The 26,685-nt window shown below is 51.9% G+C and carries 25 protein-coding genes; 5 read left to right on the forward strand and 20 right to left on the reverse strand.

The window, feature by feature from the left end; genetic code table 11:
• Window positions 1-12: 12 nt before the first annotated feature.
• From CO251_RS05360 to CO251_RS05420, 13 genes are all read right to left on the reverse strand, one after another.
• Entirely contained in the window at window positions 13-1,368 is a 1,356-nt protein-coding gene (locus CO251_RS05360; protein WP_158246197.1) for a homing endonuclease associated repeat-containing protein, read from the reverse strand.
• Window positions 1,369-1,449: 81 nt separating this feature from the next.
• Window positions 1,450-1,641 carry a hypothetical protein gene (locus CO251_RS05365; RefSeq protein ID WP_103374776.1) on the reverse strand — a complete coding sequence of 64 codons (192 nt, stop codon included), beginning with the start codon at window positions 1,639-1,641 and terminating at the stop codon, window positions 1,450-1,452.
• Window positions 1,642-1,665: 24 nt separating this feature from the next.
• Complete coding sequence (locus tag CO251_RS05370; RefSeq protein ID WP_103374777.1) at window positions 1,666-2,235, reverse strand: hypothetical protein; 570 nt, start codon at window positions 2,233-2,235, stop codon at window positions 1,666-1,668.
• Window positions 2,232-4,148: a cbb3-type cytochrome c oxidase subunit I gene (locus CO251_RS05375; protein WP_103374778.1), complete on the reverse strand. Its 1,917-nt coding sequence runs from the start codon at window positions 4,146-4,148 to the stop codon at window positions 2,232-2,234. The genes CO251_RS05370 and CO251_RS05375 overlap by 4 nt, the downstream gene beginning before the upstream one ends.
• Before the next feature lie 52 nt (window positions 4,149-4,200).
• Complete coding sequence (locus CO251_RS05380) at window positions 4,201-5,028, reverse strand: cytochrome c oxidase subunit II (RefSeq protein ID WP_242968334.1); 828 nt, start codon at window positions 5,026-5,028, stop codon at window positions 4,201-4,203.
• 24 nt (window positions 5,029-5,052) lie between these two features.
• A complete protein-coding gene (locus CO251_RS05385) occupies window positions 5,053-5,691 on the reverse strand; it encodes a hypothetical protein (protein WP_103374780.1) in 639 nt (212 codons plus the stop codon).
• Window positions 5,692-6,081: 390 nt separating this feature from the next.
• A complete protein-coding gene (locus CO251_RS05390; protein ID WP_103374781.1) occupies window positions 6,082-7,035 on the reverse strand; it encodes a radical SAM protein in 954 nt (317 codons plus the stop codon).
• Window positions 7,019-8,155 carry a radical SAM protein gene (locus CO251_RS05395; RefSeq protein WP_103374782.1) on the reverse strand — a complete coding sequence of 379 codons (1,137 nt, stop codon included), beginning with the start codon at window positions 8,153-8,155 and terminating at the stop codon, window positions 7,019-7,021. The genes CO251_RS05390 and CO251_RS05395 overlap by 17 nt, the downstream gene beginning before the upstream one ends.
• Entirely contained in the window at window positions 8,152-9,234 is a 1,083-nt protein-coding gene (locus CO251_RS05400) for a lipoate--protein ligase family protein (protein WP_103374783.1), read from the reverse strand. Before CO251_RS05400 ends, CO251_RS05395 begins: the two co-directional genes overlap by 4 nt.
• Window positions 9,234-9,644: a glycine cleavage system protein H gene (locus CO251_RS05405; protein WP_103374784.1), complete on the reverse strand. Its 411-nt coding sequence runs from the start codon at window positions 9,642-9,644 to the stop codon at window positions 9,234-9,236. Before CO251_RS05405 ends, CO251_RS05400 begins: the two co-directional genes overlap by 1 nt.
• Before the next feature lie 61 nt (window positions 9,645-9,705).
• Window positions 9,706-10,683 (reverse strand): lipoate--protein ligase family protein, encoded by a 978-nt coding sequence (locus CO251_RS05410; RefSeq protein ID WP_103374785.1) that lies wholly within the window; start codon window positions 10,681-10,683, stop codon window positions 9,706-9,708.
• 165 nt (window positions 10,684-10,848) lie between these two features.
• Window positions 10,849-11,328, reverse strand: a complete 480-nt coding sequence (locus CO251_RS05415; protein WP_103374786.1) for a hypothetical protein — start codon at window positions 11,326-11,328, stop codon at window positions 10,849-10,851.
• 193 nt (window positions 11,329-11,521) lie between these two features.
• Complete coding sequence (locus tag CO251_RS05420) at window positions 11,522-11,773, reverse strand: hypothetical protein (RefSeq protein ID WP_103374787.1); 252 nt, start codon at window positions 11,771-11,773, stop codon at window positions 11,522-11,524.
• A gap of 269 nt (window positions 11,774-12,042) precedes the next feature.
• On the opposite strand from CO251_RS05420, the gene CO251_RS05425 reads away from it, so the two are divergent.
• The 4 genes from CO251_RS05425 to CO251_RS05440 all read left to right on the forward strand — a co-directional run bounded on the left by CO251_RS05425 (window position 12,043) and on the right by CO251_RS05440 (window position 15,495).
• Window positions 12,043-13,224 (forward strand): NAD(P)/FAD-dependent oxidoreductase, encoded by a 1,182-nt coding sequence (locus CO251_RS05425; RefSeq protein WP_103374788.1) that lies wholly within the window; start codon window positions 12,043-12,045, stop codon window positions 13,222-13,224.
• Window positions 13,225-13,665: 441 nt separating this feature from the next.
• A complete protein-coding gene (locus CO251_RS05430) occupies window positions 13,666-14,304 on the forward strand; it encodes a cytochrome b N-terminal domain-containing protein (protein WP_103374789.1) in 639 nt (212 codons plus the stop codon).
• On the forward strand, window positions 14,301-15,260 hold the full coding sequence (locus CO251_RS05435; RefSeq protein ID WP_103374790.1) for a cytochrome B6: 960 nt from the start codon (window positions 14,301-14,303) through the stop codon (window positions 15,258-15,260). The genes CO251_RS05430 and CO251_RS05435 overlap by 4 nt, the downstream gene beginning before the upstream one ends.
• On the forward strand, window positions 15,247-15,495 hold the full coding sequence (locus CO251_RS05440) for a hypothetical protein (protein ID WP_103374791.1): 249 nt from the start codon (window positions 15,247-15,249) through the stop codon (window positions 15,493-15,495). The genes CO251_RS05435 and CO251_RS05440 overlap by 14 nt, the downstream gene beginning before the upstream one ends.
• Window positions 15,496-15,639: 144 nt before the next feature.
• Here CO251_RS05440 and CO251_RS05445 read toward each other — a convergent pair whose 3' ends face one another.
• Together CO251_RS05445 and CO251_RS05450 are read right to left on the reverse strand one after the other, a co-directional pair.
• Complete coding sequence (locus CO251_RS05445) at window positions 15,640-19,161, reverse strand: AAA family ATPase (protein ID WP_103374792.1); 3,522 nt, start codon at window positions 19,159-19,161, stop codon at window positions 15,640-15,642.
• Window positions 19,158-20,405: a DNA repair exonuclease gene (locus CO251_RS05450; RefSeq protein WP_103374793.1), complete on the reverse strand. Its 1,248-nt coding sequence runs from the start codon at window positions 20,403-20,405 to the stop codon at window positions 19,158-19,160. The genes CO251_RS05445 and CO251_RS05450 overlap by 4 nt, the downstream gene beginning before the upstream one ends.
• A 139-nt stretch (window positions 20,406-20,544) precedes the next feature.
• Between CO251_RS05450 and CO251_RS05455 the strand changes: the two genes are divergently transcribed.
• Window positions 20,545-21,114 (forward strand): TetR/AcrR family transcriptional regulator, encoded by a 570-nt coding sequence (locus CO251_RS05455; protein ID WP_103374794.1) that lies wholly within the window; start codon window positions 20,545-20,547, stop codon window positions 21,112-21,114.
• A 31-nt stretch (window positions 21,115-21,145) separates the two neighbouring features.
• On the opposite strand, the gene CO251_RS05460 is transcribed toward CO251_RS05455, so the two are convergent.
• From CO251_RS05460 to CO251_RS05480, 5 genes are all read right to left on the reverse strand, one after another.
• Window positions 21,146-22,348, reverse strand: coding sequence for a thiolase family protein (locus CO251_RS05460; protein ID WP_103374795.1), 1,203 nt, complete (start codon window positions 22,346-22,348; stop codon window positions 21,146-21,148).
• Between the two features lie 30 nt (window positions 22,349-22,378).
• Window positions 22,379-23,869, reverse strand: a complete 1,491-nt coding sequence (locus CO251_RS05465) for an aldehyde dehydrogenase family protein (RefSeq protein WP_304465935.1) — start codon at window positions 23,867-23,869, stop codon at window positions 22,379-22,381.
• Between the two features lie 45 nt (window positions 23,870-23,914).
• Window positions 23,915-25,240, reverse strand: coding sequence for a phenylacetate--CoA ligase family protein (locus CO251_RS05470; protein WP_103374796.1), 1,326 nt, complete (start codon window positions 25,238-25,240; stop codon window positions 23,915-23,917).
• A gap of 311 nt (window positions 25,241-25,551) precedes the next feature.
• Window positions 25,552-26,301: a 1,2-phenylacetyl-CoA epoxidase subunit PaaC gene (gene paaC / locus CO251_RS05475; protein WP_242968335.1), complete on the reverse strand. Its 750-nt coding sequence runs from the start codon at window positions 26,299-26,301 to the stop codon at window positions 25,552-25,554.
• Window positions 26,302-26,324: 23 nt separating this feature from the next.
• Entirely contained in the window at window positions 26,325-26,681 is a 357-nt protein-coding gene (locus CO251_RS05480; RefSeq protein WP_103374798.1) for a phenylacetic acid degradation protein, read from the reverse strand.
• Window positions 26,682-26,685: the final 4 nt, after the last annotated feature.

A 26,685-nucleotide genomic window follows, 5' to 3' on the forward strand; every position in this document is an offset into this window, starting at 1 on the left:
ACGTCCTCCCACCTATCCCCTAATATCTTGATAGCGCGTGGGTTCCACCCAATGCGTAATCGCGCCAGAATGTCCATCGATAGCCATATGGAACCGCACAGGCGCCTTAGTCTCTGGCCCGGACATGACCAGCACCGGAGCGGACGTCCCCAACCCCTCTTTACGCACGGGGCAAGGACTTCCACAATACGGTGTGCCATCTATGCGCGACGTTCGCACAATGTCGGCACATAATTGACCCTCGACACGTTCTCGCGATAACCCAGTTAATTGACTAAGCGACTCGCTCCAAAATTGAATATGGCCGTTTTGGCCTACAACAAAACACGGCGAGTTACTGGCGGTAGTTACATCCTTCTTGACAGCCTTGGATGCCGATAACCGCCGACGAAAAGACAATCCTAAGCCACGTTTAGCCCACCGAATGGCTTCACTGCGGTGCGAGGTTGCCTTTGCCCACGCCCATACCGCCGCCCACGGCACGGGAACCAGTCCGCTCTCATAAGATTCTACTAGAAACAACGGCCAGCGAATAGCCTCGGCTAAATCCGCCTGCGACCACCCTCTAGCTTCACGGAATCGGCGCAACCTCACGCTCACCTGATTATGGTCCCAGTCGGGCGTGGGACCAAATTCCCTAGCAACATTTTCCCAATCGCCAAAGGTATCAGCAATCGCTTGAGACAAACGTGGATGATACGCTAACGTTTCTTTCACCGTAAACCCATGACTCAAATAGTTGCGAAGCAACGCCAACACCCGTTCTTTCGTCCACCGCTCTGCCCGCACCGCTTGAGATCCCGTTGCCAGTTCCACAGCACGACTCCATGATCCAAAATGGTCACACGCGGCACGGTAAAGCGCACGGTTCCAAAACCTCGCCGAACTATCACGGAGGTCGGCGCCCGACGCATACGCATCCTGAAGCAAGGTCTGAACACGTTCCGCCGACCACGGTATGGACGCCCGGACGGCCTCGGCGTTGAATCCGGCTGCCTCGAGGGCCCGGCTCCACGATCCAAAATAATAGGTCGCGGCAGAAACCAGTTTGTTGTTTTGAGATCGCATGTGATGAGCATAGAGCGGTTCCCCACGTTCGGCATAGGATTGGATTTCAGCGATGATGCGTTCACGGGACCACCGCTCCTCCTTAGGCCCTTTGTGGCCTAATTCCTCCGCAATGCCACTAGCCTCAAGCGCTTTCGCCCAACTTTTATAATAGCGGCGAGCGGCTGCCCATAAGGCGCTGTCTTCAATACGCACCCGCTCTGATGCCATCGACAACCCTTTGGCCTGCCGTTCGTGGAGGGCGCTTGTGACACGGTGTGCGTCCCAGCGCTGTTTTGGCATCTTCCGTTCTTCGTCCACCGTCTCGTCTCCCATTTCGGTATCGTGTTGGTAATTTAAGAACAGTGGCACAGCGAATGCCACTGTTCTTGTCACTCAAAGCTAACGGTTGGCGTTAGACGAACGTTTTTCTGCGCGTTCCCGGTCGATGTCCATCGCGACCTTGCGCAAGGTAATCAATAATACCGTCATCACCACAATTTGAAAGATCCACCACATCGGATCCCACCAGTGGGCCATCCCAATGCTGTAGGGAATCCGCAAGGGCAAGTGGGGCCAAAAGTTGTTACCCATGACTTCGTCCTCCCTTCTCTTTCGTTACAGCAGATAGAGCACAATGTATACCACAAGCCAAATCACTGAAATTCCTGCCCACAATAATGACACAGCCTCCATATGCCAATACCCATCATCGGCGGACGCCACAAACCGCACCCGCGAGATATATGAAAGCAATGCGATAAGGCCCACAACGAGATAAAACACGGCAAATCCCGTCATGGTGAAGAACACCTCGCCATAACGTGTACCAGGCGACAGATACCGCACAGACCATTGGTACAGCACGCCCAGTAACGCCCCAGCCCCCAACAGCACCATCCATTTCACCCGGGCGACTTGGTCCACCCCGCGAATCGCCGATCCCCGAACGGTCCACGCCATAATCCCACTTACGGCCATGAGAACCGCCACTAAAAGGGCAACCGGTTGGTCTGCGGAGGAGGAGACGTAGCTTCCCACAAAGAGGTAGCGTACATCGATTAACACGATAATGGGCACCAATTGACTGGCAATGAACATGAACATTCCAAAGCGCCCCATCCGACGACTCGAATCCGGCCGCCCTTTGCGCGGCGCAGAACCCATGCTCACAGGTTGGTTCGTCATTCGTGAGGCCCTCCTTCATCTTGAGGATCTTTAGTCGCAGCCAACTCCTGCTCTGCGGGGAATTGCACCGACACTGGCTGCTTGGACCCATAAATGTATAGACTCGACACGATTTCCGGCTCGACGGGGAAGTTGTAACGAGGCGGCGGCGACGTCGTAAACCATTCCGGGGTCCGCGCATTCCATGGGTTTTCCGTGGCTTTAGCGCCTTTAGCCCATGCCCAGAAGATGTGAATGAAGTGACCGAGGAACGAAGCGCCAAGGAAGAACGCGAAAATCGAGACTTCAAAATTCATCGGTTGCAAATACTGAGGATAAGCAGGCACCCACCGGTTCATCCCATGCAGTCCCAACAGGAAGAACTGGCTAAAGGTCAGGTTGAAGGTGAGGAACAACACAATCGACAAGAACTTACCCCAAAACTCGTTGTACATCCGCCCCGACATTTTAGGCAGCCAATAGTACACACCGGCTAAGCCTGTAAAGACTAAACTGCCAATCACGGTGTAATGGAAGTGTCCTACAACATAAAACGTATCATGCAACTGCAAGTTGACCATGGGGTCAGCCAACAAAACCCCTGTCAATCCGCCGATAAGGAAGTTGAACATACTCATCAAAATCAAGAGCATGGGCGTCGTCAGGCGAATTTTTCCCTTCCACATGGTCCCAATCGCCGCCATGTAGGCAAACCCCGTGGGAATCGATATCATTTCCGTGAAGAAGGAGAAGGGCAAAAGTTCACTGTTGCGGATATTCGTAAACATGTGGTGCGCCCAGACCAAGCCACTCAGCATCATTACGAAAACCAATCCGATAACAGCCCAGTCGCGGGCAAACAGCGACTTCTGCGACATCACGGGAATAATTTCATTCCACAACGCGAACGCCGGCACCGCAATCATATAGACCTCAGGATGACCAAACAGCCAAAACAACTCGAGATAACTCATTACACTGCCCGTAGCAGCAAAGAAATTAAACGGCACCAGTTTTTCCAGCAACGCGAGGACGAACGTCGTCTGAATTTCCGGAATCCATATGAGCACGAGCAATCCCACGGTGAGCTGTCCCCACGCAAATAAGGGCAATCGACTCCATGTCATTCCCTGGGCCCGGCGGAACATCACGGTGGTCACCATGTTGAGTCCGACGATGAATGTAGACATTGTCAGCGCTGCGACACCAAGGTAGTAGTATAGAATCCCATTAGCATCCTGACTGGCCAACGGCTCATACCCACGCCACCCTGTCGTCCAAGCCCCTAACAATGGACTGAATAGTACCGTAAGAATTCCCGCCGGTACTAACCAGACGCTAATGCCGGACAATTTGGGGAAGGCAGTGCTCCGAGACCCAATCATCATGGGCACCATGTAATTGCCGAACCCACCGAGAAGAGCCACGTTGGCCACGGAAAACATCATAATCGTTCCGTGAATACCAACCGCGGTAAGGTAATTGCTCGGATAGTGGAAAATTGTCAGGTGGTCGCTCATAAGCTGAATCCTCATCAACATAGCCACAGCGCCGGCGATGAGGAATCCCCCCATAGCTGATCCAAGATATTGCAACCCAATAACCTTATGGTCGGTACTATATTCGAAATAGCGCCGCCATCCCGTAGACTTTTCGTGCCAACGGTCCTTATATCCAAATAAGGGCAACGCCACCGATTCCCAGACTCCTACGCCCAATAGCCATCCAATCACCGCTGCAACCCATCCAAATGTTGCTGACGGGCCCGTCACAAACGGATGGCCGCGGAACGGGTCGACAATGTCAACAAACGTGTTAACGACCACAAAGCCAATAGCGGCCCACAAAAAGCCCCTTAAGACGGGCGGCATGACATTGCGTTTCCCCGCCTTGGGTGCACGAGTGGCGGCCGGCACCATAGTGGTTTGTGCCATTAAAATTCCCTCCTTGCTTCAGCCATCGCTTTACGCTTAGCCTCCGTTATCATTAACCCAGACCACTTTGCAGCTTTTTCTCGTACTGAATCCATTTAGCAAACTGGCTCGACGATACAACATTTAACGGCGCTTCCATCCATGGGTGTCCGGGGCCGCAGACTTCGGCGCACTGTACGCGAGACATCGGGTTTTGCGCGAACGAGGTGATCTTGGTGGGCGTAATATAAATGGAACGCGCCTCACCTGGAATGACGTCCTCTTTAATACCCCAAGACGGCACCCAAAAACTATGAATCACATCCACATATTGGTCGTAGGTGTGATACGGGTCATACGAGCGCAACACAAATTTCACCGACCGTCCCACCGGCAATTCCAATTGATCTTGACCATTGGCATCCAAGGTCTGCGTCAGCCCGTACTGCGGGTAGCTAAAAATCCATTCCCACTGGCGCGCGGTGACGTCTACGATAATGGCTTGTTTGTTGGCGGCCGCTTGCGGATTTTCCATCGCAAAGAATTGTTCGGTCGCGGACGCCGTAGGATGCAGGAAGAACAATAAATTGATGCCTATACTGCCAATGACCCAGCTTCCTACAAACCATTTGTTACTGCGGGCAAATTTTTCCGGTAACGTTGGGGTTTCTCCGCGTTTCACCGTAAATCGAATCATCGACCACACGAGCGTGAGCCCAACGAAAATGAAAATCGGAACGAGCACCACAATCAGAAAATCCATTGCACTTTCGACCATGAGTCCAATATTGGAAGCGGTATAGTACATCGGGTCATTGTGAATAATGACCCGCACGCCCATTTCTCCGAGAATGGAGAGAACGACCCACACAATGCCAAACCCTAAAACATCCACAGACACCCTTCTCCCTTCCGCCATCACCCCTTAGGCTGGCAAAATCATCAGTTTGCCGCGCATACCGGTCCGGTAGTGAATGTACTGCTGAACAAAGCATCCAAAATCCCACAAGCCCGGTTTATTGGGAACCTGAAACGATAATGTCAAACTTCCTCCCGGCTTCAATGTGGGACTAAAGTCCCCGCCGCTCGCAATGTTATAGAGATATTTGGGACCCTCGTAAGTGACAATGGCTTTGTTGGGGACGAAGTTGTCAATGTTATATGGGTTACTCAAGGTGACAGGGACACCATCCCAAAAATCCGTCTGCCACGCATCCGCATCCATTTCCCCAAAGGCTTGGAAATATGCTTCATTAAGATGGCGACCAATGGTCCATTCGTGCCAGTGCGTATGACTTTGATTTTGGAACGTCACGCGCATATAATCCCCAACACGCCACGTCATATAATTGGGAATGTAATAATAGTCATAGGCGTAAAAGTTAAGATTGCCAGAGTCCACCGGAGACCCAAAGACCCCTCGAGCCGCGCTAACAAGCGCCTGCCGACCAAACAATGTGACGGCTCCCGCCGCCGCAACGCCTCCCATACCCCACAGAAATTGGCGCCGACTCCACGTAGATTCTTCAGGCAATTCTGTCTCTAATGGACTTTTGTTATCCACCGTGCCACCTCCTCACAGACATTGCGACAAACGCCAGACATAAAGCGTTTGCCCGAAAAACGCGATCCCATAGAACTAGTTCTTTAAAAGTGGGTGCATTTGTATTGCCAATGCTTAAATTAATAAAAAAGGCTATCTGCGACAATCCTAAAAACAGGGTGACTTTGTCCCCTGACTACGTACCCCTCGAAGGCACGAGTTCATTTGAATGAGGTGTTCGAGAGCGCAAGCCGATGGATATCAAATGCAAGATCCTTCCTTTGGATTATCGGCGACCCTTGGGATTTACAGGCATCCCTCCCTACCGTCCCAAGAAAAATCCCGGTCTCTCGCGTAGCGACGCGTCAGAAACCGGGGAGTCGTTAAGGACGTTTATAATGGACCAATGTATTAAGCGAGCAGCGAACAACATTTCTCGTTGTAGTGAATGGTATACCCTTTAGCTTCCGCATAGCGAATGGTCCCGGCCAAGGGGTAGGCAATACTTTGCACGCCGCAGTCAATCGCGTATGCTTCCATAGCCAATTTGTCTGGACCAGGCGGCCTTGCACACCCCAACGAAATAGGCGTGGACGGCATCATAATCCGAGCCGCCGCAATTACACGCGCGACATCCTCGGCTGAAACCCGTGCAGCCCCTGCCATGGGAGTCCCCGGCAACGGCATTAACGCCACAATGACCAGTTGTTGGCAGCGTTCATCACGGATCATTTCCAACGCATTAAATTCTCCCAGCAACGCACCAAAGTGCAATCCAACCACGACATGCGGCACTGCATTTAAACCCTCTTCTCGCAAGATCGCCAGTGACTCACGGTAATCTCGGGTCGTCTTGTCGAGATGATACACCCGGTGAATGGTTTCGTCGGCACCAATAATGTCTAAAAGAATTTGGTCCACACCCGCCATCTTCAAAGCGTGAGCGACCGAACGTTTTACCAATCCGGTGTGAACTAAAACGGTAAGCCCTCGGTCTTTAAGACGCGCAATATCCTCTACAAACCGTTCTAAAGGCACCGACCCGTCTTCTAAACATCCTCCGCTAATCAAAACCCCATCCGTCCCGTTGGCAACTAAGGTATCCGCCGCGTCACGAAAGCGCTTAAGACTATTCGCAACCGTCATCCCTTCGAGGACTTTTGTGCCACAGTGGTCACATTGCAGTGCACAATGATTGCCCGTGACGCTCATGGACGCAAAAGCAGTACGGTGATTTTGATAGATCCCCGTATCATAGTGTTTCTGACTCGGCGCCGAAACGGTCAACGACCGGGCAAAGTAATTCTGCGATAGCATCCCCGCCCTGGTGATAAGCTCCTCTAGCGGTCTATCGCTCCAGTTCATGCCCCACCTCCTGATATATGTCCTCCCCGGCCCAATCCGTCCATAATTGCGCGCGAATGTCTTGGATATCTTGCGGTCCCGGCTGAAAGGCGAAGTTGCGAATTTTTTCACTGGGGCGGCCGTTACCATAAGGCCGATTGCATGCGGTTTCTCCTTGTTCATCGGGACATCCCGACGTCATAAACGGTTGCCCTGATTCAATAATTCGCGCAAGCACATCAAGGTCTACGCCAAAGTCGATAACCTGCCCTTGCGCATTGAAACGAAACTGATGGACAGATACTCCCAACTCATTGACAAGGTAACGTCCAAGTTGGCATCGACGATAATGACCCATTGACGGTTGCGGATAATCCCCTAACAGTGTTGACGGTTCCGGATTAAACGAGAATAAATGCGTGACAACATTCATATCTTGAGCTTTTTGACAGGCCTCCAGCAGTTCTTGTTCTGTTTCTCCTAACCCCGCCACTAAATGAATTCCCACAGTGCCCGGTTCGAATACTTTCGTGGCCTCCTCTGTTACCCACCAAAAATGCTCCCATCGATGAGGCCCTTTGACAGGTCGGCCCCGATGCTTCTCAAAGAGCGCAGGGGTCGCGGCATCAATAGCAATATCGACTCGATCAGCCCCCGCGTCGCGGATTTTTTGCAAATCATCGCGCTTCTTGATTAAGGACGCCGTGATAAGCCCAGAAATCAACAACGGGGTACGCTCATGAAATTGCCGGATAATCTGCAACGAATGGTCAAACGACTGATGATTTGCCAACATACCGACGCACAATCGGCGCATTTGATGGGGCACTTGAACACTGCGCTCTATGAGATCGTCAACTGCCACAATGGGCCACTTGACCCGGATAAAGGTGGCGTCTTCACGCGGCACCCTGCGCTCCCGAGACATCCCACAATAAGAGCAGTTCGCGACACAATTTTCTTGATAGGTCATTAAAATATTAAGACCCCTTAACACCGTTTCTGGCCGAGCGAACTTTCCCTTTTCGAAACCTAATGTAATGGCCCCAGCCAACGACGTCATCACATGAGTCGGACTCTCATGGGCAACGTGTGGTTGGGGACGCAGCTCAATTTGGTGGCGATATGCGTCATCGTTCATAGCGATCCCTCCCGGCGATTGAGGCAAAGAGGAGACAATGCGGCAATCCAGTCTTCCTCTTTGACTCCTAGATATTGATAGCCTGTGCGGTAATGTTGCTTCACGATGCTTTGCAAGGCATGGATCTCTAATGGGGCATCTTTCAAGGCCGCTTCTAAATCCAAGACAGCGCGTTCGGGATAGACAAAAAAATCTCCCGTAATAAAAATGGTTTTAATGTGAGTCATCGCCATGTTGGTTTGCACGGTTAAACGGAGAAGACCACCAGAGGCTTTATACGTCAGATTTTCAAGCGGATAGTTGGCATCCGGTTGAGGCGGCTTGCGACGGTCAATCCACTGCGGCATACGGTAGGTTTCGGCCGATTGCTGCCATGCATCCGCTTCAAAGTCTGTTAACGAGGAGGGAACTAAACGGACTCCTAGGACATGCATCAAAGCCGCTTGCACTCGCTCTTTGACCTCATCCATTGGAGGCGACTGCCCAAGCAACTCGCGCATCGTTACTAATCGCTGCGCAAAAGATGTGACACTTTTGTCTGAAAGTTTTTCAACAGGAAGCCGCAAAACCTCCAGCATGGTCTTGACATCAAAGTCCAGTAATAGTGTCCCTTGGTAGATCACGGTGCCATAATAATCAACCCCACCGGTTCCGGAAATTTTACGCCCATCGACTTCCACATCATTGACAGGACGAAAGTGCGCCTTAATGCCCCATGAACCCAACGCCTCCACGACCACTTGCGCGAGCTGTGGATAGAGCGATTCTGGACGAATGCGCTGAGACGCACCTACCTTCATACATATCTCCCATCCGAGTTGTTGGGCATCCATATAAATTGCTCCGCCGCCCGTAATGCGTCGATTGATTTCCACCCCCAATCGCTCGGCTTGACTTCTATTTATTTCCAAATCCACACTCTGGTGATATCCAATTAACGCTGTAGGTGGATAAAATTCCATAAACCGCAAGGTGTTGGGCACGCTATCGCGCGCACGCGCTTCAATAACCACTTTATCCAATGCCATCTGCTTCCATGCAGGCAACGGCCCTAAATCCAACATCCGCCACGTGTCCATCACAACACATCCTGCTGGGATAGCCACGCGCTGTACGCGTCCGCTGATAACAAGTTCTCCAAGGACGTCGTCGCCTTAGCCTTAATTAACCATCCTTGTCCATACGGATCACGATTCAGTATTTGCGGATCGTCTTGCACTAAAGCATTGGCAACAATCACAACCCCGTCAAAAGGTGCATATAACTGCCCCACCCACTTGCCCGACTCGATACTACCAAAAGGCATGCCTTCGACGAGAACGGTTCCGGGCTCCGGCAGTGCCGCATAAAGAATATCGCCCGCAGTATCTTGGGTATAATCCGTGACTCCCACCGTAATAAGTACATCCTCTTGAAGCACCCACTGATGATGCCTATCGTACAACCTACCCGGCACCACTTTCCACCGATGAATCGGTTCGATGGCCATACTTACCCACCCCTCACAAAGATTTTTCAGATCATATCGACACACCGCAAGGGAGAGACCTTTACGGTAATAAGGACGAAGACGTCGAACGGTCCATAAGACTTAGCAATACTTCTTGTAAATGAGGATCCCCTATGTAATCGCCAATTTGCGCGTACGGCAACGGCAGGGGCACCTCAAACGGCAGGTTCCAAATCTGCAAACATAGTTGCCGCTCCGTATCCACTTCCGCCACAATATCAGGAAACCAGGCATCTTCACGGGGTTGCCGCAAATACACCCCTTCCCGCACTTTGATTTGATGGTAACGTGGCCGCATTCCCGGTGCGTAAAGCCACCGCGGTTGAAGTAGACTGCGTCCCACTTGCGCAACCACCGGGTTCCAGCGGTCCCAAGGAACCTCGCGCAGCACGGTGTCCCAATGCCGATGGAAAGAGGTTGCCAAATCCCTCATCACGGTCTCCGGTTGCCACTCGCGCCCGCTGAGCTCTTCCAGGGTGGTAAGATGCCGGGCCAGCGCATCCGCAAAGGAGTGTTTGAAGATAGAGGAGCCCGCTCGCACTTTGACCATCATTTCGGGGTCAAAGCGCAACAAAATATTCCCTACAATAACGACACTATCTTCAATTTGACCCCCTGCATTCCCAGAAATTTTTCGGTTATTGATGAGAATATCGGCAGGGCTCTTGAACATCGCAGCAAATCCCATGGTCTGCAAATACGACACAACAGGCGCTAAGGCATATTGGTACCATTGCTGCGGGGACTTTTTTGCAACGTGGTGGGATGCATTGACAATAACTTGAAAAAAAATTTGGTGCTGATCTAAATAAACTAGCGTACCTCCTACATGCCGCCTTACCACAGGAAGCCCAGCACGGGCGTCAAATTCTTGCCAATCCTGATGACAACCGATGGATACATAAGGATCGCGCGGCCAGCATAGAACGATTCCTTCTTCATGCATCGTCGGCAACGCATGATATAAGGCTTGGGTGGTGAGCCAATCAACCTCGCCCACCATATATAGCGGCAACACGGCCTCACCCCATAATTGTCTTAAACTTTATTTAACTACGGTACAAATGTTACCACGAATATTTCCTCAATTCAATGGAAATGGTCAATTCTGATCTCTTAATGCAAAAAAAGTCCACGAAATCCCCTGCGCAGGACGTCGTGGACCTCATTGGGAGTCCAATCATTAAAGACCTTTAGGAGGTAAAGCGGGATAATGATGCTGGCTATTGTGCCGATGGATTAACTGCCATAAACTGCTTTGACTGCCTGTCTTGAGTATTCCTTGAGGATTTCCATAGGGAATGCGCAAAGAGACAGCACTGGTAAATAGCACAAACGTCACAATGGTCAAAGACACATGAAGAGTTAAATAACGCAGCGGTAATCGCCGACCGCGCATGTCAAATGCCATGAAGAAAATAATGCCCAACAGGAACGTGAGAATATACACGAATACCGTCCAGCCTAGAATATGGTAAACGGACGACCCATTGTGGCGAAAGGCGAACAAGAGCAAAACCATCGTAATAGTTGCTAAAATGAGGTGACCCACCAGCGCAATTAATGGAAACCTGCGCCCTGGCAATACGTACGCAAAGAAAAGAACCCCGCCTCCCGTAGAAGTGGCTAGAAACAATAAATAAGCCCATGTCATTAGAGTCATTGTGCATCCTCCATCGGTCAGGCCGAATCAATCCATAGCGCTTTTGCATTAGTTCTTTTTAAACATAAATTGTTCACACCCCACTATAGAATAAGATAGCCGGTTGAAACCATCCTTTAATGTAGGGGTATTTGTCCCTTCCTGTCGTCCCCCATCAAGAGCCGTGAGACAAAGGGAATGCATAGAGAGGCTGCTAAAACTTCACGCGCCCTCCTAACATGACACCTAATAAGGAAAACAGTAGCCAAAAGATATAGGTGACCCACGTCGGTACACTGCGTTGACTCAATTCAATGGCCCGGTCAAGCTTTTGATCTAAGGCGGCAATGAGCAGTTGGGTTTCTTTAATATCCGCCTGCAAGACCTGTATCCACTTCTCAAGATTCTCCGTCCGCTCCTCAAGCCGAGCTACACGCACTTCTACAGATTCTGATCCATCTCCCATGACGAGTCCTCCGTTCCATCCCTGTTGTTATAGGAATAATATGGGAGCACGTCGAAAAGGTGACTAGCATGTCGCCCATTTCCGCCCACTCTGAGATAATCGCCAGGATCGGCCCCAAGACCGCATCATGGTGTCGCCCCTGAAAGTGGACCCTTGCAGCCAAAGTGTTGTGTTTTATTGATAGAGGCCTAAGTAACGGCAATCCGCATAGAGTATCGCCTAGAGACACACAATACGCCCATGAACCCAACAGCAAGGATGATGGATTCGTGGGCCGCACCGAACAGGCAGTGATTTTGGGATCCCGATTTGGAGGATTGGCCGTGAGCACTTGGCTGCGGCGACTCTATCGTCCCGGACAATTGGCCATCGTGGTCATTGACCAATGGCGCGATACGGTCTATCGACCTGGACTCGTGCACGCTGTCAACAATCCTCCTAACAAAGTGATGTCGTCAGTCCAGATTCCCCTCACGGCCTACCGAAAACGTCATGCGATCACGTTTGTCCATGATGTCGTCACAGGCATAGATCCTGTCAGACATCTGATTCATACCGCGAACCACCCACCAGTCCCTTACACCGTTCTTTTCATCGCAACGGGAAGCCGACCAGGTTGGGATACTATCAAAGGACTTGAGCCCAGTTGCGGCGGAATATGTGAAGACTACTTGGCACGCCAATTGGCATCAACGTTAACGCACCAGATTCCCCGTCGCATCGTATTTGCCGCGGGCGGCATTGACAGCAATCCCGCTTGGACACCTCCCATCACGGTGGGATGCGAGTGTCCGCTCCTCGAAGCTGCCTTCTTGTGGGATACCCATCTTCGCCAACAAAACCAGAGAGGCAATTCGACAATAACAGTCCTTACCCCGGCCAAGACCATTGCCGAAAACGCTGGCCCCAAAGCCCAACATTGGCTTCAACAAGAATTGGCTCGGCGTCACATTGGTGTCGTGACCGAAGCCCAATATCATCAAGTGACCGCTAGCGAAATCATTTTAAGAACCCAGCGCATTCGTTATGACGCGACCGTCTGGATTCCGCCCTATATCGGATCAGAGTACTTGCGGGGGACGGACCTTGACGATGGGTTCGGATGGGTTCCCACCAATGCGTACCTCAATCATCCCCACTACCCAGAGATCTACGCCGTTGGGGATATTGTCAGCCATTCCTGGCCCAAGATGGGACATAGCGCCATGGTCCAGGCACACATTGCTGTTAAACACTGGCACGCCGTGCAAAATCATCGTCCCTTGCCACAGCCCTACCGCCCCCAGCTTTTATGGGCTCTTGAAACCGGCGGAGGGCGCGGCTTATTTGTGCAAAGCGATGTGTATTACGGAGGATCGCGAGAAATCGTGCATGCAGGACATTGGCCATGGGCGGCGAAGTCTCTCTTTCAAAAAGCCTATATGGTGTTACGGGGCAATCTACCGGTGTAATAGCCGCATCTTAGTCGTGAGACCAGTTATCTTACGTCTGATTCACGTTCTAAGGCCCCCCGCGCAACCGCACAATGAAAGGCGCATTCCAGTTTCAGTGGATGTGTTTGAAACATTACACAATATTTTCGTTCGGAGCTATTGTATAGTATGGTTATAAAGTAGGGTTTCGATAGGATGCTATGGAAAATAATCGATGAGACCTTCACTCTAGAAAAGAGGTGCGATGGAACCTCAAATTCAGGCAAGAATAGTGGTCAGTACACAACACTCGAACGCAAGCCGTCACGGTCATCGACCCATTGCCCGTCACGTACATTCACAGCAGGTGCGCGGTGGTGTCTCGCACGGCTTGACTCAAATGTACATAAACTGGCTGGCCCTTTATAAGGACGGCCACTTTCCTCATTCCCTTCGCCGAATATTCATGATCCAAAGGAGTTGACTGTCATCGCCAACTGGACCACTGCCTCGCGTAATATGCTCAAAGACATCCTTTCCCTAGACACTTGGCTCCCTGAGACAATGCCCGAATATGCCCAAGGCTTTATGTATATGCTGGGCTCTTTAACCGCGTCGAGCTTTGTCGTCCTCGTCATTTCAGGGATTGTTCTTGCCGCAAATGGTCCGGCAAGCTGGTCGTATAATCCGGCCGACCGTTTTGTAGCAGCTATTCACTTTTGGGGCGTGCAAGCGTTTTTCTTTTTTATGATGCTCCATCTCTGGCGTGTCTTTTTTACAGGTGCGTGGCGCGGGGGGCGGCGGGAGACCTGGTTGCTTGGTGCTTTAGCCTTTTTAATCGCTATTCCCACCGCCTTTACCGGCTATTTGATTAATGGCGATTTCTACTCGCAATGGAATGCCGTGCAAGCTAAAGACGGCCTCAATGCCTTGGGGCTAGCATGGGTCAATCTTCCCAATGCGGGCCAGATGTTTGGCATGCATGTCGTGGTCCTACCACTCACCCTAGGAGCCCTTATCTTTGGTCATATTGCGCGCGTGCGCTTAAAAGGTGTCGTGCCGCCGTATCCCCTCTCTTCTCCTCACTCCGCGCCGAAAAAGGAGGTCCCAGAACCATGAAGTATCCCCATCCTTCAGATATGGTCACTGAGTACACATACGTCCCCGAAGATTTTATGAAACATCTTATAACAACATTAGCCATTGTTACGGGTCTCGTTCTTCTTCTCGCGATCCTCTTTGGCGTACCGGAAAAAGCGCCCTTGACCATACAACAAGACGCGCGAGAACATCCCGTCGCGTTTGAGGCGATGACGACAAGGGACCTCAATGGGCAAGGACGCATAGCAAGTTATGGTCCTCCATACAACCATGGCACCGGTAATCTCGAGTCCGCCGTACAAAAATGGGTTGGGATCTTGCACCCGCTCAATGCCAAGCAAGATTTTATTCTTAAACCGCTAAACATGGCAGCAACCGTCAATCCCTCCTTCATCCCCGCGTTACATCGATTCGATCGCGCCTCAAGTGCGCAACAGATCGCCTGGGCTAATCGCTACGAGGCCGCCTTAAACCACGCCACGGTGCAAGCCGGGCGAGTCATTGTTCCGCCAGGTCACTATGGGCCGGTCCAGACATTAATGAATGATATGTTGCATCTTGGCGAAAGTGGATTGTTGTCCGGCGCGCTCATCCGAAATCCCAAAGTTGTCACCCGGTTTGATAACCAAAATTATGTGTTGTTTCTTGAAGGTCAGCCCCTTCACAATGCGGCCGCGCCCTTGCAATTAAAAGGAACCCAATGGGGTATTATTCACTCTGCGGTGCCAGGGTATCCAGGGGCTTGGTGGATGACCATCCCCACCTGGATTTATCAATGGCCGTTTGTCGCCAATTCTCCCGCTAACGATGCAATAGCGTTGAGCCTCGGATTTGTGGTCTGGTGCTTGCTGGCCGCAATGCCATGGATTCCCGGATTAAATCGCCTCCCGTGGTTTTTAGGCGTGTACAAACTTGTATGGAAAGACTTTTACCGCCACCATGCATCCATGGAGGATTCCCATGAAAAGTCCTAAGAATTGCCGACGTTCATTAGAGATGATACGTTTTGCCCTAGGCAGCGTGTTGGGAATCCTAGGATTTGGCACCATTAGCCTCGCCCTCTTCCCGTTTCGAGCGGGCACTTTCTTTTTGGGCATCGGCGAATTGGGAATCGGCACGGTCTTAGCGCTCGCAGTGATGGCTCCGGTCCGGCGCAAGCGACAAAATAGCGAAGAGTCTTTGCCCCCCTCGCTTCCTCATGATGAATGAAACAGCCCTCTCATCTCCAACACCTTGATTAGAACCATCCCTTAAGACTCTACATCGCCTTGGACCCCCTAAAGTCTCCTGCCCCCTTGTAGGCGGGAGACTTTAGCCCACCTCTTCATCGCACCTGCTCACCCCAGACACGCCTTATGATGTTTGGCCAATGCAGGCCTTGAGATCATAAACAGCAATCCCGTCTGGGTGTGGCAGTGTTCTGATCTGCTCAATCACGGATTGATGGTGCGTAAAATAAAGAATTTGGGTCTTTTGCGAGAGTTCTTGTAATACCGCTAAGGTTGCCCACGTCCTTTCATCGTCAAAGTGGACTAAAATATCATCCATCACCAGCGGCAACGGTTCGGATGCCTCGAGGTGCTGTTCCACGAAGGCGAGGCGCAGGGACAAAAACAATTGGTCTCGTGTCCCATCGCTCAGTTGATGAATATCACGGCGTTGACCACTTGCATGCACCGCCAATAAATATGGGGTCTGTTCAGCGTATTCGATTAACAGTCCCTCATATTGTCCCAGCGTCATGCGCGTAAAGAAGTGTTCTGCGCGCCGTAAGATGCTTGACTCATTACGTTCTCGGAATTGCTCGACCGCCCGCGCTAAAAGGCGTCTCGCCAATTCTACTCGCAAATACTCAGACCATGCCTTATCGACCTCCGCCCAATACCTTTGCGCGTCTTGAGCGGCTGTTGCCGCAGCATCCTGGGTAGCGCTCAGCGAGGCCAACTGCCCTTTCACCTCTTGCAATCGCTCTTTGACACGCTCTATATCCCCTTGTAGCTGCTCGCTCCTATCCTTGAGCTGTAGCTGTTGGGCAAAGAGCTTATCGGCATCACCCATTTCCTTTAAGGCTCCTAGCAAGTGTTCGACAGGCACTCCATCGGCCGTTTGCCGAATCGTCTGTTCCAGCTTATGGCCTTTGGTATCCAGTTCGCGAAATTGTTGGGCGGCTACAACATAAGCCCTCAAGGCCGTGAGGTCTGCCACATCGCATAAGGATACGTATTGCGTCAAGTCATTCACGACCCGTGAGACAGCATCCTGCGCTTTCTCAATCTCCTCACGCAAAATGCCCGCATCATGAGCACTCACTTGCCACAATTGCTCTTGTTCGCGAGCTATCTGGAGTCGATGCCTGACGCTTCTTACCCACGATTCCACTGAAATCGTCGACGCTAAAGACTCCCCTAACATCTGCGCCACAGCATTCGCTTCTTGGCTGAAGCCCTGACATTGCTCCTCATCATAGCGAATCTGCGTATCGATTCCTTCTAACGTGGTTAACTGCCGCAATAGCTCACGCAAATGTTCCGTATAATGCGCTGCATCTTCAGGGCGCGGCGGTAATGAAGGAAAGCGTGATACGATCTCCTGCCATTGGTCTTTAAGTATCTGACCTTCCCGCTCCCAGCGGGCCATGGTTTCGCGCCGTTGCACAATTTTGTCAGCTAATTTATGCTCTTGGTCCTCCAGCGTCAAGCGCTCGGCCGCCATTTTGTTCATCCGCTCAACATAACGCTCCGCCTGCGTTAATAAAGCATTCAACGGTTGATTCGTGTCGACCTCGCTGTCAGGCAGTTCGTCTAAGGTCTCGACCAGCTCTTTGCGCCACATCTCCATCTCCGTTAGGAGCGCTTGACGTGCCTCCTCCATATGTTGATGCTCTGTGACCATTTGGATCATGGGGCGATAAAAGATACTGAGCCATTCTTTCATAGCCCCAGGATTGCGCGGTACAATCCCAGAGCCTGTCCATTCCAAAGCCCATTGCGTGCGCAGCGCAGAAAACTGCTCTTCCAAATTGGCTTGGTGTTCCCGGCTATCTTGCAGGGCTTTTTGCGTTTGTCTTTGCTGCAGCAATAACATCGCGCGACGTGCCGAACGTTCAGCATCTAAACGCAAGTCGTCAGATACACGGTCGGCATTCTCCACTTGCCGGGCATATGCGTCGGCCAACGCATGCGGATTAGGCACCTCATCCGCCTGGCCTTCGAGCCATACGCGTTTAATCTGCGCCCACGAGATATCGCGCTGTTCACGTGCAACCCACAAATCATGAAGGATCGGCACAGTCCCCTGCAAGGACAACGCCTCCAAATCCCTTTGGATTTCCTGCAATTGAGCACTTAACGTCTGGAGCGTCTTGGCCGTATCCGCGAGTTCTTGTTCTAGGTATGCCCATTGCTGTGCAAAACGGTCCATGGTGTCTTGCAAAGGAATCGGCAAGGTGGCCAGCTGATCGATAGGACCCGTAAATATCGCCTGTTGATGCGCTTTTTGCTCGAGGTCCACGGTTTTTTTTGTGATGTCACGAGAAAGAAGGGCTAATTGTTCACTTAGATTTCCTCGTTCTCGGATTTTTCGAATAAGTTGGCTAAGAACGGCGGTATCGATCACTGGCCCGACGTGACTTAGTTGGTCTCGGACAGATTGGTGTTCGCGTAAAATATCATCATGCTGCGCCTTTTCATGCTCATAGCGAACCCGCACATCGGCGAGGCCTTTGATCAGTTCCGTAACCCGGTCCACTACGGCAATAGGCAGCCGCAACTGTTCGCGTTCAGTCCACGAAAGTCCCGGCGCCAAATTTTTAATCCGCTGTTCACAATCCGTCTGCAGCACCTGTCGATTCCGGCGTGCATCAGGCAACGTGTGGTCCCGCAATTTAAGAAAATGCTGCAAGCCCTCGCCTAACGCATCAATTCGGTCGAACACCGCTAAGACCGCCGGATCTCGGATAATCTCCCCCATCCGTTCTTGTTGGCGCTGATATTCATCATGAAGTTGGGATAAGCGGGATTGGGTCGTATCGAGCACCTCGAATTGCTGACGAATATAATCTTCGACATCAGGAGACGTCTTCGGCACTGCTTTACCCGCCATGGCTTTTATATGCTCTTGCCACTCGATCAGGAAAGGGCGAACCCGAATGAGCCGTTCCACCTTATGCAACTGGGCCTGAGCTTCTTGCCACTGCTGCTGTAAATGCTGTAAATGGCCTTCGTGTTGGGCCACCTCGTCACGGACCCGGTGCCATTCCTCGGCCCGCAGACTATACTGCCTAATCCGCTTTTGCGCTTCGGTAAACGCACGCCATTGTTTATTCAGTTCCTTAGCGGATCTGGCGTTAAACGACGGATCGAGCAGTTGTTCCGAGCGCTGGCTTAATTGTTGGAGAATCTTGGTTAAATACTGGATGCCCCCACCGGCCTCAAACAACGAGATCCCCACATTTCCCTGGGACTCGAGCAAACTTTGTCCGCCCGCGCGAAGGCGATCATGGTCAAACCCAAACAGCATCATATAGCGATCGCGTGGATATCCGCCTATAAATGGCCACAACACATCTTCAGGGAGTTCCGGGTGACTTGGGTCACTTAACACCAGACGGTTATATCGTTTCTTTCGCTCAATGTGATAGATAGCATCGTCACCGCGCTCGACAATCCCTTGCAACCGGGAGCGGCTGTCATAGTGTGCCCGCAGCGCTTCGGGGATCGGCCCCCCAAACAACAAATCCACAATGACACTAAGCAGCGTGGACTTGCCCGTTTCATTCGGGCCATAAAATACATGAAATGAGGCTTCGTTATTGAACTCTAAGGAAAATTCGTCATAATGTAATACCTGACGAACACGGAGGGAACGTAGTCTCATAGGGCTCCTCCTTTCGCAATTAAGGCTTCAAGAAGATCCCGCGCTTGGCTGAGGAGGTCCATCGGACGGACCTCGGAGGCATTTGTATCCTTATTATAGTCTGGCATGCGACGTTGGATTGCTTTCATATCCTTAAGAAATTCATCGAGAAAAGGGTCGCCTATCTGAACTGCTTGCAAAAGACGATCGAGTTCCGACCAAGCATCAAGATACGCTGTAGAGACCTGCTCCACAGCCATGGGCTGAGTGTCAATGAGGACCTTCTCGACCCAGATCCGGTCCACACCACTTTGCTGCGCCGCGTTAAGAATTTCATGATAATAATAGTCCCACTCCGCCAGCAACGCACCGTGCAAAGAGGTCGTCCCGGTCAACCGAATCCGTACCGCCAAAGGATAGCCGGGATGATTCGCCAGTTCTTGCTGAAAAGTCGTCAAGCACCGGTCCACCACATCTTGAGGCTGCGCCGCATTCTCCAAATTCACCGTGCATAACGACCACCGCAAGACATCTAGCGGGCGATGTTCTAGCGACACATGGGACCCATCAACCGTCACCACCGTGCACCCCTTGTCTCCTGTTTCGCGAATATGGCGCCCTTGGATATTTCCCGGATACACGATGGTAGGATTCTCAGACCGAATAACCTGCCTCTTATGCACGTGCCCCAATGCCCAATAGTCATATCCCTTCATCACCAAGTCCTGTACGGTACACGGTGCATACGCCTCGTGCCCCTCATGCCCTTCAAGGGAGGTATGAAGCACACCAATGTTGAAATATCCCCGCACAGGGGTCGGATATTCAGGTACCAGGTTCTCGGTGACGGCACGATTTTTAAATCCTTGACCATGCAATGCGACCTGTAGGTCCTCAATGACAAAGGTCTCGGGGCGGTCATGTGAAAAGCGGTACACGCCGTCAGGAGGCACGAGCTTCCGACTCATTTGACTGGCCGCATCATGATTGCCATTGAGGATATACACGGCAATATTCTGGGCTGTTAATTGCGCCATGCAAGCGTTGAAAAACAAGCCCGTTGAGTAATCTATCCAGTCCCCATCAAAGATGTCGCCCGCAATCACGACAAATCGCACAGCTTCGGCAATACTTAAAGACACCAAATTCTCAAGAGCTCGCCGCGTGGCCGACCGTATCGCATCCGTGGGCGCATCCTCTCGCATGGTCAACCCGCGCATAGGACTGTCTAAATGCAAATCGGAACAATGAATAAATTTATACATTCAAAACCTCCCCTATTTCGTCGTCTTTATTATACCAAGCCCCTGGCACATACGCCTTCGATCCCCATCCAGACTCGCGCCTTCGGACGCGATGTCGTAAGATAAAGGAAAGAGCATTTAGCGAATTGAGGAGTGTATTATGGCACGGCCTAGTAAGAAAAGCGAAATTGTTCAAGCCGCCGCAGAATTATTTAGCACCAAAGGATTTAAGGCGACCACAGTCCGCGACATTGCGGAACGGGCGGGGGTATTGTCTGGTAGTCTATATGCGCACATCGACACTAAGGAAGACTTATTGATCGAAATCGTCCGCCAGGCGGCTAATGAATTCGCCCAGGCTTTAGCCCCGATCGTGCAATCGCAAGAAAGCCCCACCGCCAAGATGCGAGCGGCCGTCCATGCGCATTTAGGGGTCATTGCGTCATCTCGCGCTTGGAGCACTGTATATTTAGATGAGGATATGGCATTTTCCGAGACGGGGCGTGCGACCGTGCGCCAATTGCGCCGCACCTATGAACAATATTGGATTCAGCTTTTAGAAGAAGGACAACAGCAGCACGTGTTCTCTGACATCGATATTGGGCTCACGAAATTGTTTATTCTTTCGGCCTTAAACGGCTTTCATCGGTGGTATGATCCAAAAGGTCGGCTCATGGTCCACGAAATCGCAGACCATTACGCCGACATGATCCTCAAGATGCTGGCTTAAATAGGAAGTGAGTCTCAAAACCACAACGGTTCTAAGGACGTTCCACTAATGTGGTAATACCTTGGCCAACCCCAATGCACATCGTTGCCACTCCCCGGCGTGCGCCTTGGCGACGCATCCCATAAATTAAGGTCGTAAGGATGCGAGCTCCGGATGCACCTAGCGGGTGACCCAAGGCTATGGCCCCTCCTTCCGGATTGACAATATCCCGGTCAAATGGTAAATCGTGTAATACCGCTAAGACTTGAGCTGCAAAGGCCTCATTGAGTTCCACACGCTCAATTTCGTCCAATGTCCACCCATGCCGCTGCAATGCCCGCTGCGTAGCAGGTACGGGACCATATCCCATAATTGCCGGATCGACCCCCGCCACACCGCCCCCGCGAATATAGGCTAAGGGTTCCAAATTGTGCCGCAAGGCCACACTTTCCTCCATCAACATCACGGCTGCCGCTCCATCATTAATGCCTGATGAGTTTCCAGCCGTAACCGTCCCGCCTGGCCGAAAAGCCGGTTTCAATTGAGCCAGTTTTTCCAACGACGTATCCGGTCGGGGATGCTCATCTTGCGTGACCCACTTCACTTCATGGGTTTTAGGATTTTCAATGGGAACGGGGATAAGTTCATCTGCAAATCGCCCCGCAGTTTGCGCTAAAACCGCACGTTGATGAGACCGCAGCGCCCACGCATCTTGCTCCTCGCGCGTTAGGCCAAAGCGCTCCGCTAAATTCTCTGCCGTTTCTCCCATTGAATAGGGATAGTATTGTGCGGCCAAACGCGGATTGACCATGCGCCAGCCAATTGTGGTATCAAAAATTTCTCGGTTTCCCACAGGAAAAGCCGTATCAAATTTTGGCAGGACGAAGGGGGCCCGCGTCATAGATTCAACGCCCCCCGCAATAATGACATCTGCTTCCCCAGAAAAAATGGCTTGATAACCGCGGTTCACTGCTTCGAGCGAACTGCCGCAAAGACGATTAACGGTGGCCCCCGGAACCTCAACAGGAAATCCTGCCAATAACAAAGCCATCCGGGCCACATTGCGATTGTCTTCCCCGGCTTGGTTAGCTGCGCCAAGCAGCACGTCGTCCACCTCGCGCGGATCAAGGCCCGTTTGTTCTAGTAACGCCTTCAGTACGAGGGCCGCTAAGTCATCAGGCCGTACATCTTTCAGCACCCCATGGTGGCGACCAATGGGCGTCCTTTTAGCCGCCACCACTACCACTTCTCGCATAGTCCTGCCTCCTTTGGGAATGCGCCGCCGTTATTGCAAACTGATCCAGACATCTTTGGTTTCAGTGTATAACTCCAGCGCATGATGCCCCATTTCGCGGCCCAAACCCGATTGCTTAAAGCCTCCCCAAGGAGCGGCGGCGTCATAGACATGATAGGCGTTGACCCAAACGGTGCCAGCTTCTAAGTTCTGGGCAAGATAATGCGCCGTGCGCACGTTTTCCGTCCAAACTCCAGCAGCTAAGCCGTAAGCCGAAACATTCGCGCGCTCGATCACTTCGTCCACCGTATCAAAGGGCATCACGGCAGCAACAGGTCCAAAGATTTCCTCTTGGGCAATCGTCATCGTGTCGGTTACTTGCGCAAACACCGTGGGTTCAATAAAGAAACCGGACCCCGCAGCGGGCATTGCACCGCCGCCGGCAATCACCGTAGCGCCTTCTTGACGTCCTTTGGTAATATAACCCAACACGCGTTCATATTGCTCCGCCGACACAACGGGTCCCATTTGCGTTTTGGCATCCAGCGCCATCCCGACTCGCATGTTTTTCGCGTACGTGGCCATTTGTTCCAACGCTTCATCGTAAATTTCACGCGCCACGTAAATGCGCGACCCAGCTGAACACACCTCACCCTGATTCATAAAGATACCCAGCATTGATCCGGATATGGCCCGCTTGAGATTGGCATCGGCGCATATAATGTTAGGCGATTTGCCGCCCAACTCTAGCGATACCCGGGCCATACGGTCGGCAGCAGTCCGCATAATGGATTTGCCCACTTCGGTCGATCCCGTAAATGAGATTTTATTCACACCGGGGTGCGCGACTAACGCAGCCCCAGCCTCGGGGCCATAGCCTGTAACAATATTGATCACCCCGGGCGGAAAGCCCGCTTCGGTAATCAGTTCCGCTAACCGCAAGACGCTTAAGGGCGATTGTTCGGCAGGTTTTAAGACCACCGTACATCCCACCGCCAAGGCTGCACCTAACTTCCAAATCGCCATTAATAAAGGAAAGTTCCAGGGAATAATGGCTCCCACGACCCCAACGGGTTGACGCACAGTATAATTGAAAAAGGGTCCTGCAGAGACCGGAATCGTCTCCCCCTCGATTTTGGTAGCCCAACCGGCCATGTAACGCATGTGATCAATCGCCATCGGTACCGTGCCATACTGAGCTTGACGTAGAGGCATGCCCATATCCAAACTATCAATTTGCGCCAGCTCTTCCAAATGCGCGGCCATCAAATCGGCTAATTTCCACATTAAGACGCCGCGGGCCTGCGGACTCATGTGTCTCCATGCCTTATCCCGAAAAGCCTGTGCGGCGGCGGCCACCTCCCGGTCAACATCGGCGCTATCGCCCCGAGCCACCTGTGTTAACACGCCCCGCGTGGATGGATCAATATCGTCCATCGTTTCTCCGGACGCAGCGGGAACCCACTCACCCCCTATAAAATGACGATGAGTGCGCTGAATAAATTCCTGCACTGACGCCTTCGCGTTAAGAATCTGCTCCACCTTTGTCGTCCCCTTCCGCATACTCTGCAATAGTTGGCCTCGTCCCTAAACGCCCGACCGCACCCGATTGTCGACAATCCGCACCGCCTTGCCTTCGCTGCGCGCAATCGTCCCTGGTTGATGAATCTTTAATCCCACAGAGATCCCCAATTCGCTTTTTAGGGCATGAAGAATTTGGCGGTGCAACTGAATCGAGCGCGGGTCTTCAGGATTAGTCGCCGTGGCTTGATGGAATTCTGGCGTCACTTCGCAATGAACCTCAAGCGTATCCAATGTCCCCACGTGGTCGACGACCACTTGATAGTGCGGTGCAATTTCATCGACTTGTAACAATACGTATTCAATCTCGGTGGGAAATACGTTGACACCTCGAATAATGAGCATGTCATCCAACCGCCCCTTAATTCGAGACATACGCATCACCGTCCGCCCACAAACGCAAGGTTCAGGATTTAGCGAAGCAATATCCCCCGTACGGTAACGAATCACCGGAAACGCCTCTTTGGTTAGCGACGTGAACACGAGTTCTCCCGTTTCCCCATAGGGCACGGGCAGTCCTGTCTCAGGGTCAATAATTTCTGCCAAGAAGTGATCTTCGGCAATATGAAGCCCGTTTTGGGCTTCCCAGCATTCCATGGCGACACCTGGTCCAATGACCTCACTCAGTCCATAAATATCGATAGCTTTAATCCCTAATGTGTTTTGAATCTCTTCCCGGAGTGCTTCACTCCATGGCTCGGCACCCAAAATTCCGTATTCAAGACTTGTCTCATGCGGGTTGAGACCCAATGCCCGCATTTCTTCGGCAATATTTAAAATATAAGACGGAGTGCCGGATATCCCACGCGGCCTAAAGTCTTCAATCAGCCGAACCTGGCGGGGGGTGTTGCCTCCCGATACCGGAATCACGGCCGCTCCTAACTCTTCAATACCATAATGAAGTCCCAAGCCGCCGGTGAATAAACCGTAGCCGTAGGCGTTATGGAAACGATCGCCGGGTCTTGCGCCTGCACACGCCAATTGACGCGCCACGATATGAGCCCAACGCGAGATATCGCCCTTAGTATAGGCCACGACGGTCGGTTTTCCCCGTGTGCCCGACGATGCGTGGAATCGAACCACTTGGTCCATGGGGACAGCAATCAGTCCAAACGGGTATTGATCGCGTAGATGACTTTTCCGCGTAAAAGGCAGTCGAACAATATCCTCCATCGACTGAATATCCTCGGGCCTCACATGCGCTTCGTCCATGGCTTGACGATAAAACGGCACCGATTGATACACACGTTCCAAAGTTGTTTGCAAGCGGCGCAACTGGAGGGCTTGCATTTGATCCCGTGACATCGTCTCAATTTCTGGGTCTAACATCATTGGCTGTTGCCACTCCTTCCCCATTTTCACTCCCGGGTCGGTGTCTCGTGGGTCTTGGCCTTGGTGACAGCGCGACCCCCATTGTCATCAGGCGCTGACTATTTCAACACATTTTCATCTGCTCGAAAGGTTGTGAACAATCAAGACAATAAAAGAGGGCCGGACAGGGACTGTTACCAATAACTGCTCGTACGCTTAGGTCCACATCACCTTACCGACATAGAGCCCGTCGTCACCGATTTGACCCCCACGTCAACAATGCTCTCGTCGCTACTCCACGACGTCGGCAATCGCCTGCCTCCGTATGCGAGTTACCAGTGCGCAGCGGGCTCACTGCGCCGAACCTCCGTCATCACCTGCAAAAGATCATGCATGTCGGGGCTATGCTCGCCAAGACGGCCGTCGAGCACCGGACTCGAAAGCGCTCCTGGCCATGGCAAGTCCATAGACCGCATCTTTTCCGCCACGTGAGTTTCCCACGACCGCTGTAACTCCGAGCCTCGTAGGCTGTCTAACCCAATGGCAGTCAAAAAGTGCTCCGAAGGGCCCCACAAAAACAGACCCCCTAAAAGCGACCAAAGGTCGGCAATAGCCTCACGCAGCCGATGGCGCGACTCCTCGGTTCCGGTCGCCAACATCTCAAACCATGTGGTAAAGTGTTGCAGATGATAGGCTTCTTCGCGCCGAATCTTACGCACGCCATCTTGCAAAGGCTGCCAGGACGCCGTACTCAACCGTTCAAGGCGCAGGGCATCGAAGACTTCGTAAAAATACCGCAAAGCCACAAGTCTGGCCCAATCGCCATGAGCCGTTTCCAGCACGACGGCATGCCGCCACTGCTCCTTGGAGCGTCCGTACACCATGTCCTCGGGAGTTTTCTCGCCTAGTTCTTCCAATAGCGCATAATAGTATTGAGCATGGCCCATTTTGTCCTGATTAATGGAGCTAAAAGCCAAATCCTCTTCCAAATCGGGAGCCAAACCGAGCCATTCTGAGCCCCGGTGTGCAATAATCCACTCATCATCCGCGATCGGCTGTAAAAGCGCTATCCAATGTGGCACGTCTTGAGATTCCACCTAGGTCATCACGCTCCTCCCTGTTTGTGCGTAGCCATTTCTTCCGCTACTTCCTCGATAGTCATTGCTTTGGCTTTGAACCGCTTCCACCGGGGCGCATTGTCATAGCCAGCCGGTAACCGATATTGCTTATCCATGGTGTGAACCGGTAAATAGGCCGAGTCACGAGGACTTGCTACAATGCAGTCTTGGGGCACGACCCATACCTCGCAAGGTTCTTCCCGCCGAAAAAAAGTTTCCCGCGCCATTTGTAAGGCCATTTCGGAGTTGACAGCCCGCAGACTCCCCACATTCACATGAAATTGACTCGCATCGCGTTGCACAAACACCTCATACACGCGGTACTCCGCTGCATTTAATGCCACTTCC

It is taken from the genome of Sulfobacillus sp. hq2, from assembly GCF_002903155.1.
GTDB lineage: Bacteria > Bacillota > Sulfobacillia > Sulfobacillales > Sulfobacillaceae > Sulfobacillus > Sulfobacillus thermotolerans.

What these genes read in the sequence shown, in the direction of transcription:
- CO251_RS05400 (WP_103374783.1), bottom strand. Translation starts at nt 9,234, where the DNA reads ATGGACACGTGGCGGATGTTGGATTTAGGGCCGTTGCCTGCATGGAAG.
- CO251_RS05470 (WP_103374796.1), bottom strand. Translation starts at nt 25,240, where the DNA reads ATGATGTTAGACCCAGAAATTGAGACGATGTCACGGGATCAAATGCAA.
- CO251_RS05460 (WP_103374795.1), bottom strand. Translation starts at nt 22,348, where the DNA reads ATGCGAGAAGTGGTAGTGGTGGCGGCTAAAAGGACGCCCATTGGTCGC.
- CO251_RS05370 (WP_103374777.1), bottom strand. Translation starts at nt 2,235, where the DNA reads ATGACGAACCAACCTGTGAGCATGGGTTCTGCGCCGCGCAAAGGGCGG.
- CO251_RS05455 (WP_103374794.1), top strand. Translation starts at nt 20,545, where the DNA reads ATGGCACGGCCTAGTAAGAAAAGCGAAATTGTTCAAGCCGCCGCAGAA.
- CO251_RS05445 (WP_103374792.1), bottom strand. Translation starts at nt 19,161, where the DNA reads ATGAGACTACGTTCCCTCCGTGTTCGTCAGGTATTACATTATGACGAA.
- CO251_RS05415 (WP_103374786.1), bottom strand. Translation starts at nt 11,328, where the DNA reads ATGACTCTAATGACATGGGCTTATTTATTGTTTCTAGCCACTTCTACG.
- CO251_RS05375 (WP_103374778.1), bottom strand. Translation starts at nt 4,148, where the DNA reads ATGGCACAAACCACTATGGTGCCGGCCGCCACTCGTGCACCCAAGGCG.
- CO251_RS05440 (WP_103374791.1), top strand. Translation starts at nt 15,247, where the DNA reads ATGAAAAGTCCTAAGAATTGCCGACGTTCATTAGAGATGATACGTTTT.
- CO251_RS05405 (WP_103374784.1), bottom strand. Translation starts at nt 9,644, where the DNA reads ATGGCCATCGAACCGATTCATCGGTGGAAAGTGGTGCCGGGTAGGTTG.
- CO251_RS05435 (WP_103374790.1), top strand. Translation starts at nt 14,301, where the DNA reads ATGAAGTATCCCCATCCTTCAGATATGGTCACTGAGTACACATACGTC.
- CO251_RS05365 (WP_103374776.1), bottom strand. Translation starts at nt 1,641, where the DNA reads ATGGGTAACAACTTTTGGCCCCACTTGCCCTTGCGGATTCCCTACAGC.
- CO251_RS05420 (WP_103374787.1), bottom strand. Translation starts at nt 11,773, where the DNA reads ATGGGAGATGGATCAGAATCTGTAGAAGTGCGTGTAGCTCGGCTTGAG.
- CO251_RS05395 (WP_103374782.1), bottom strand. Translation starts at nt 8,155, where the DNA reads ATGAACGATGACGCATATCGCCACCAAATTGAGCTGCGTCCCCAACCA.
- CO251_RS05390 (WP_103374781.1), bottom strand. Translation starts at nt 7,035, where the DNA reads ATGAACTGGAGCGATAGACCGCTAGAGGAGCTTATCACCAGGGCGGGG.
- CO251_RS05450 (WP_103374793.1), bottom strand. Translation starts at nt 20,405, where the DNA reads ATGTATAAATTTATTCATTGTTCCGATTTGCATTTAGACAGTCCTATG.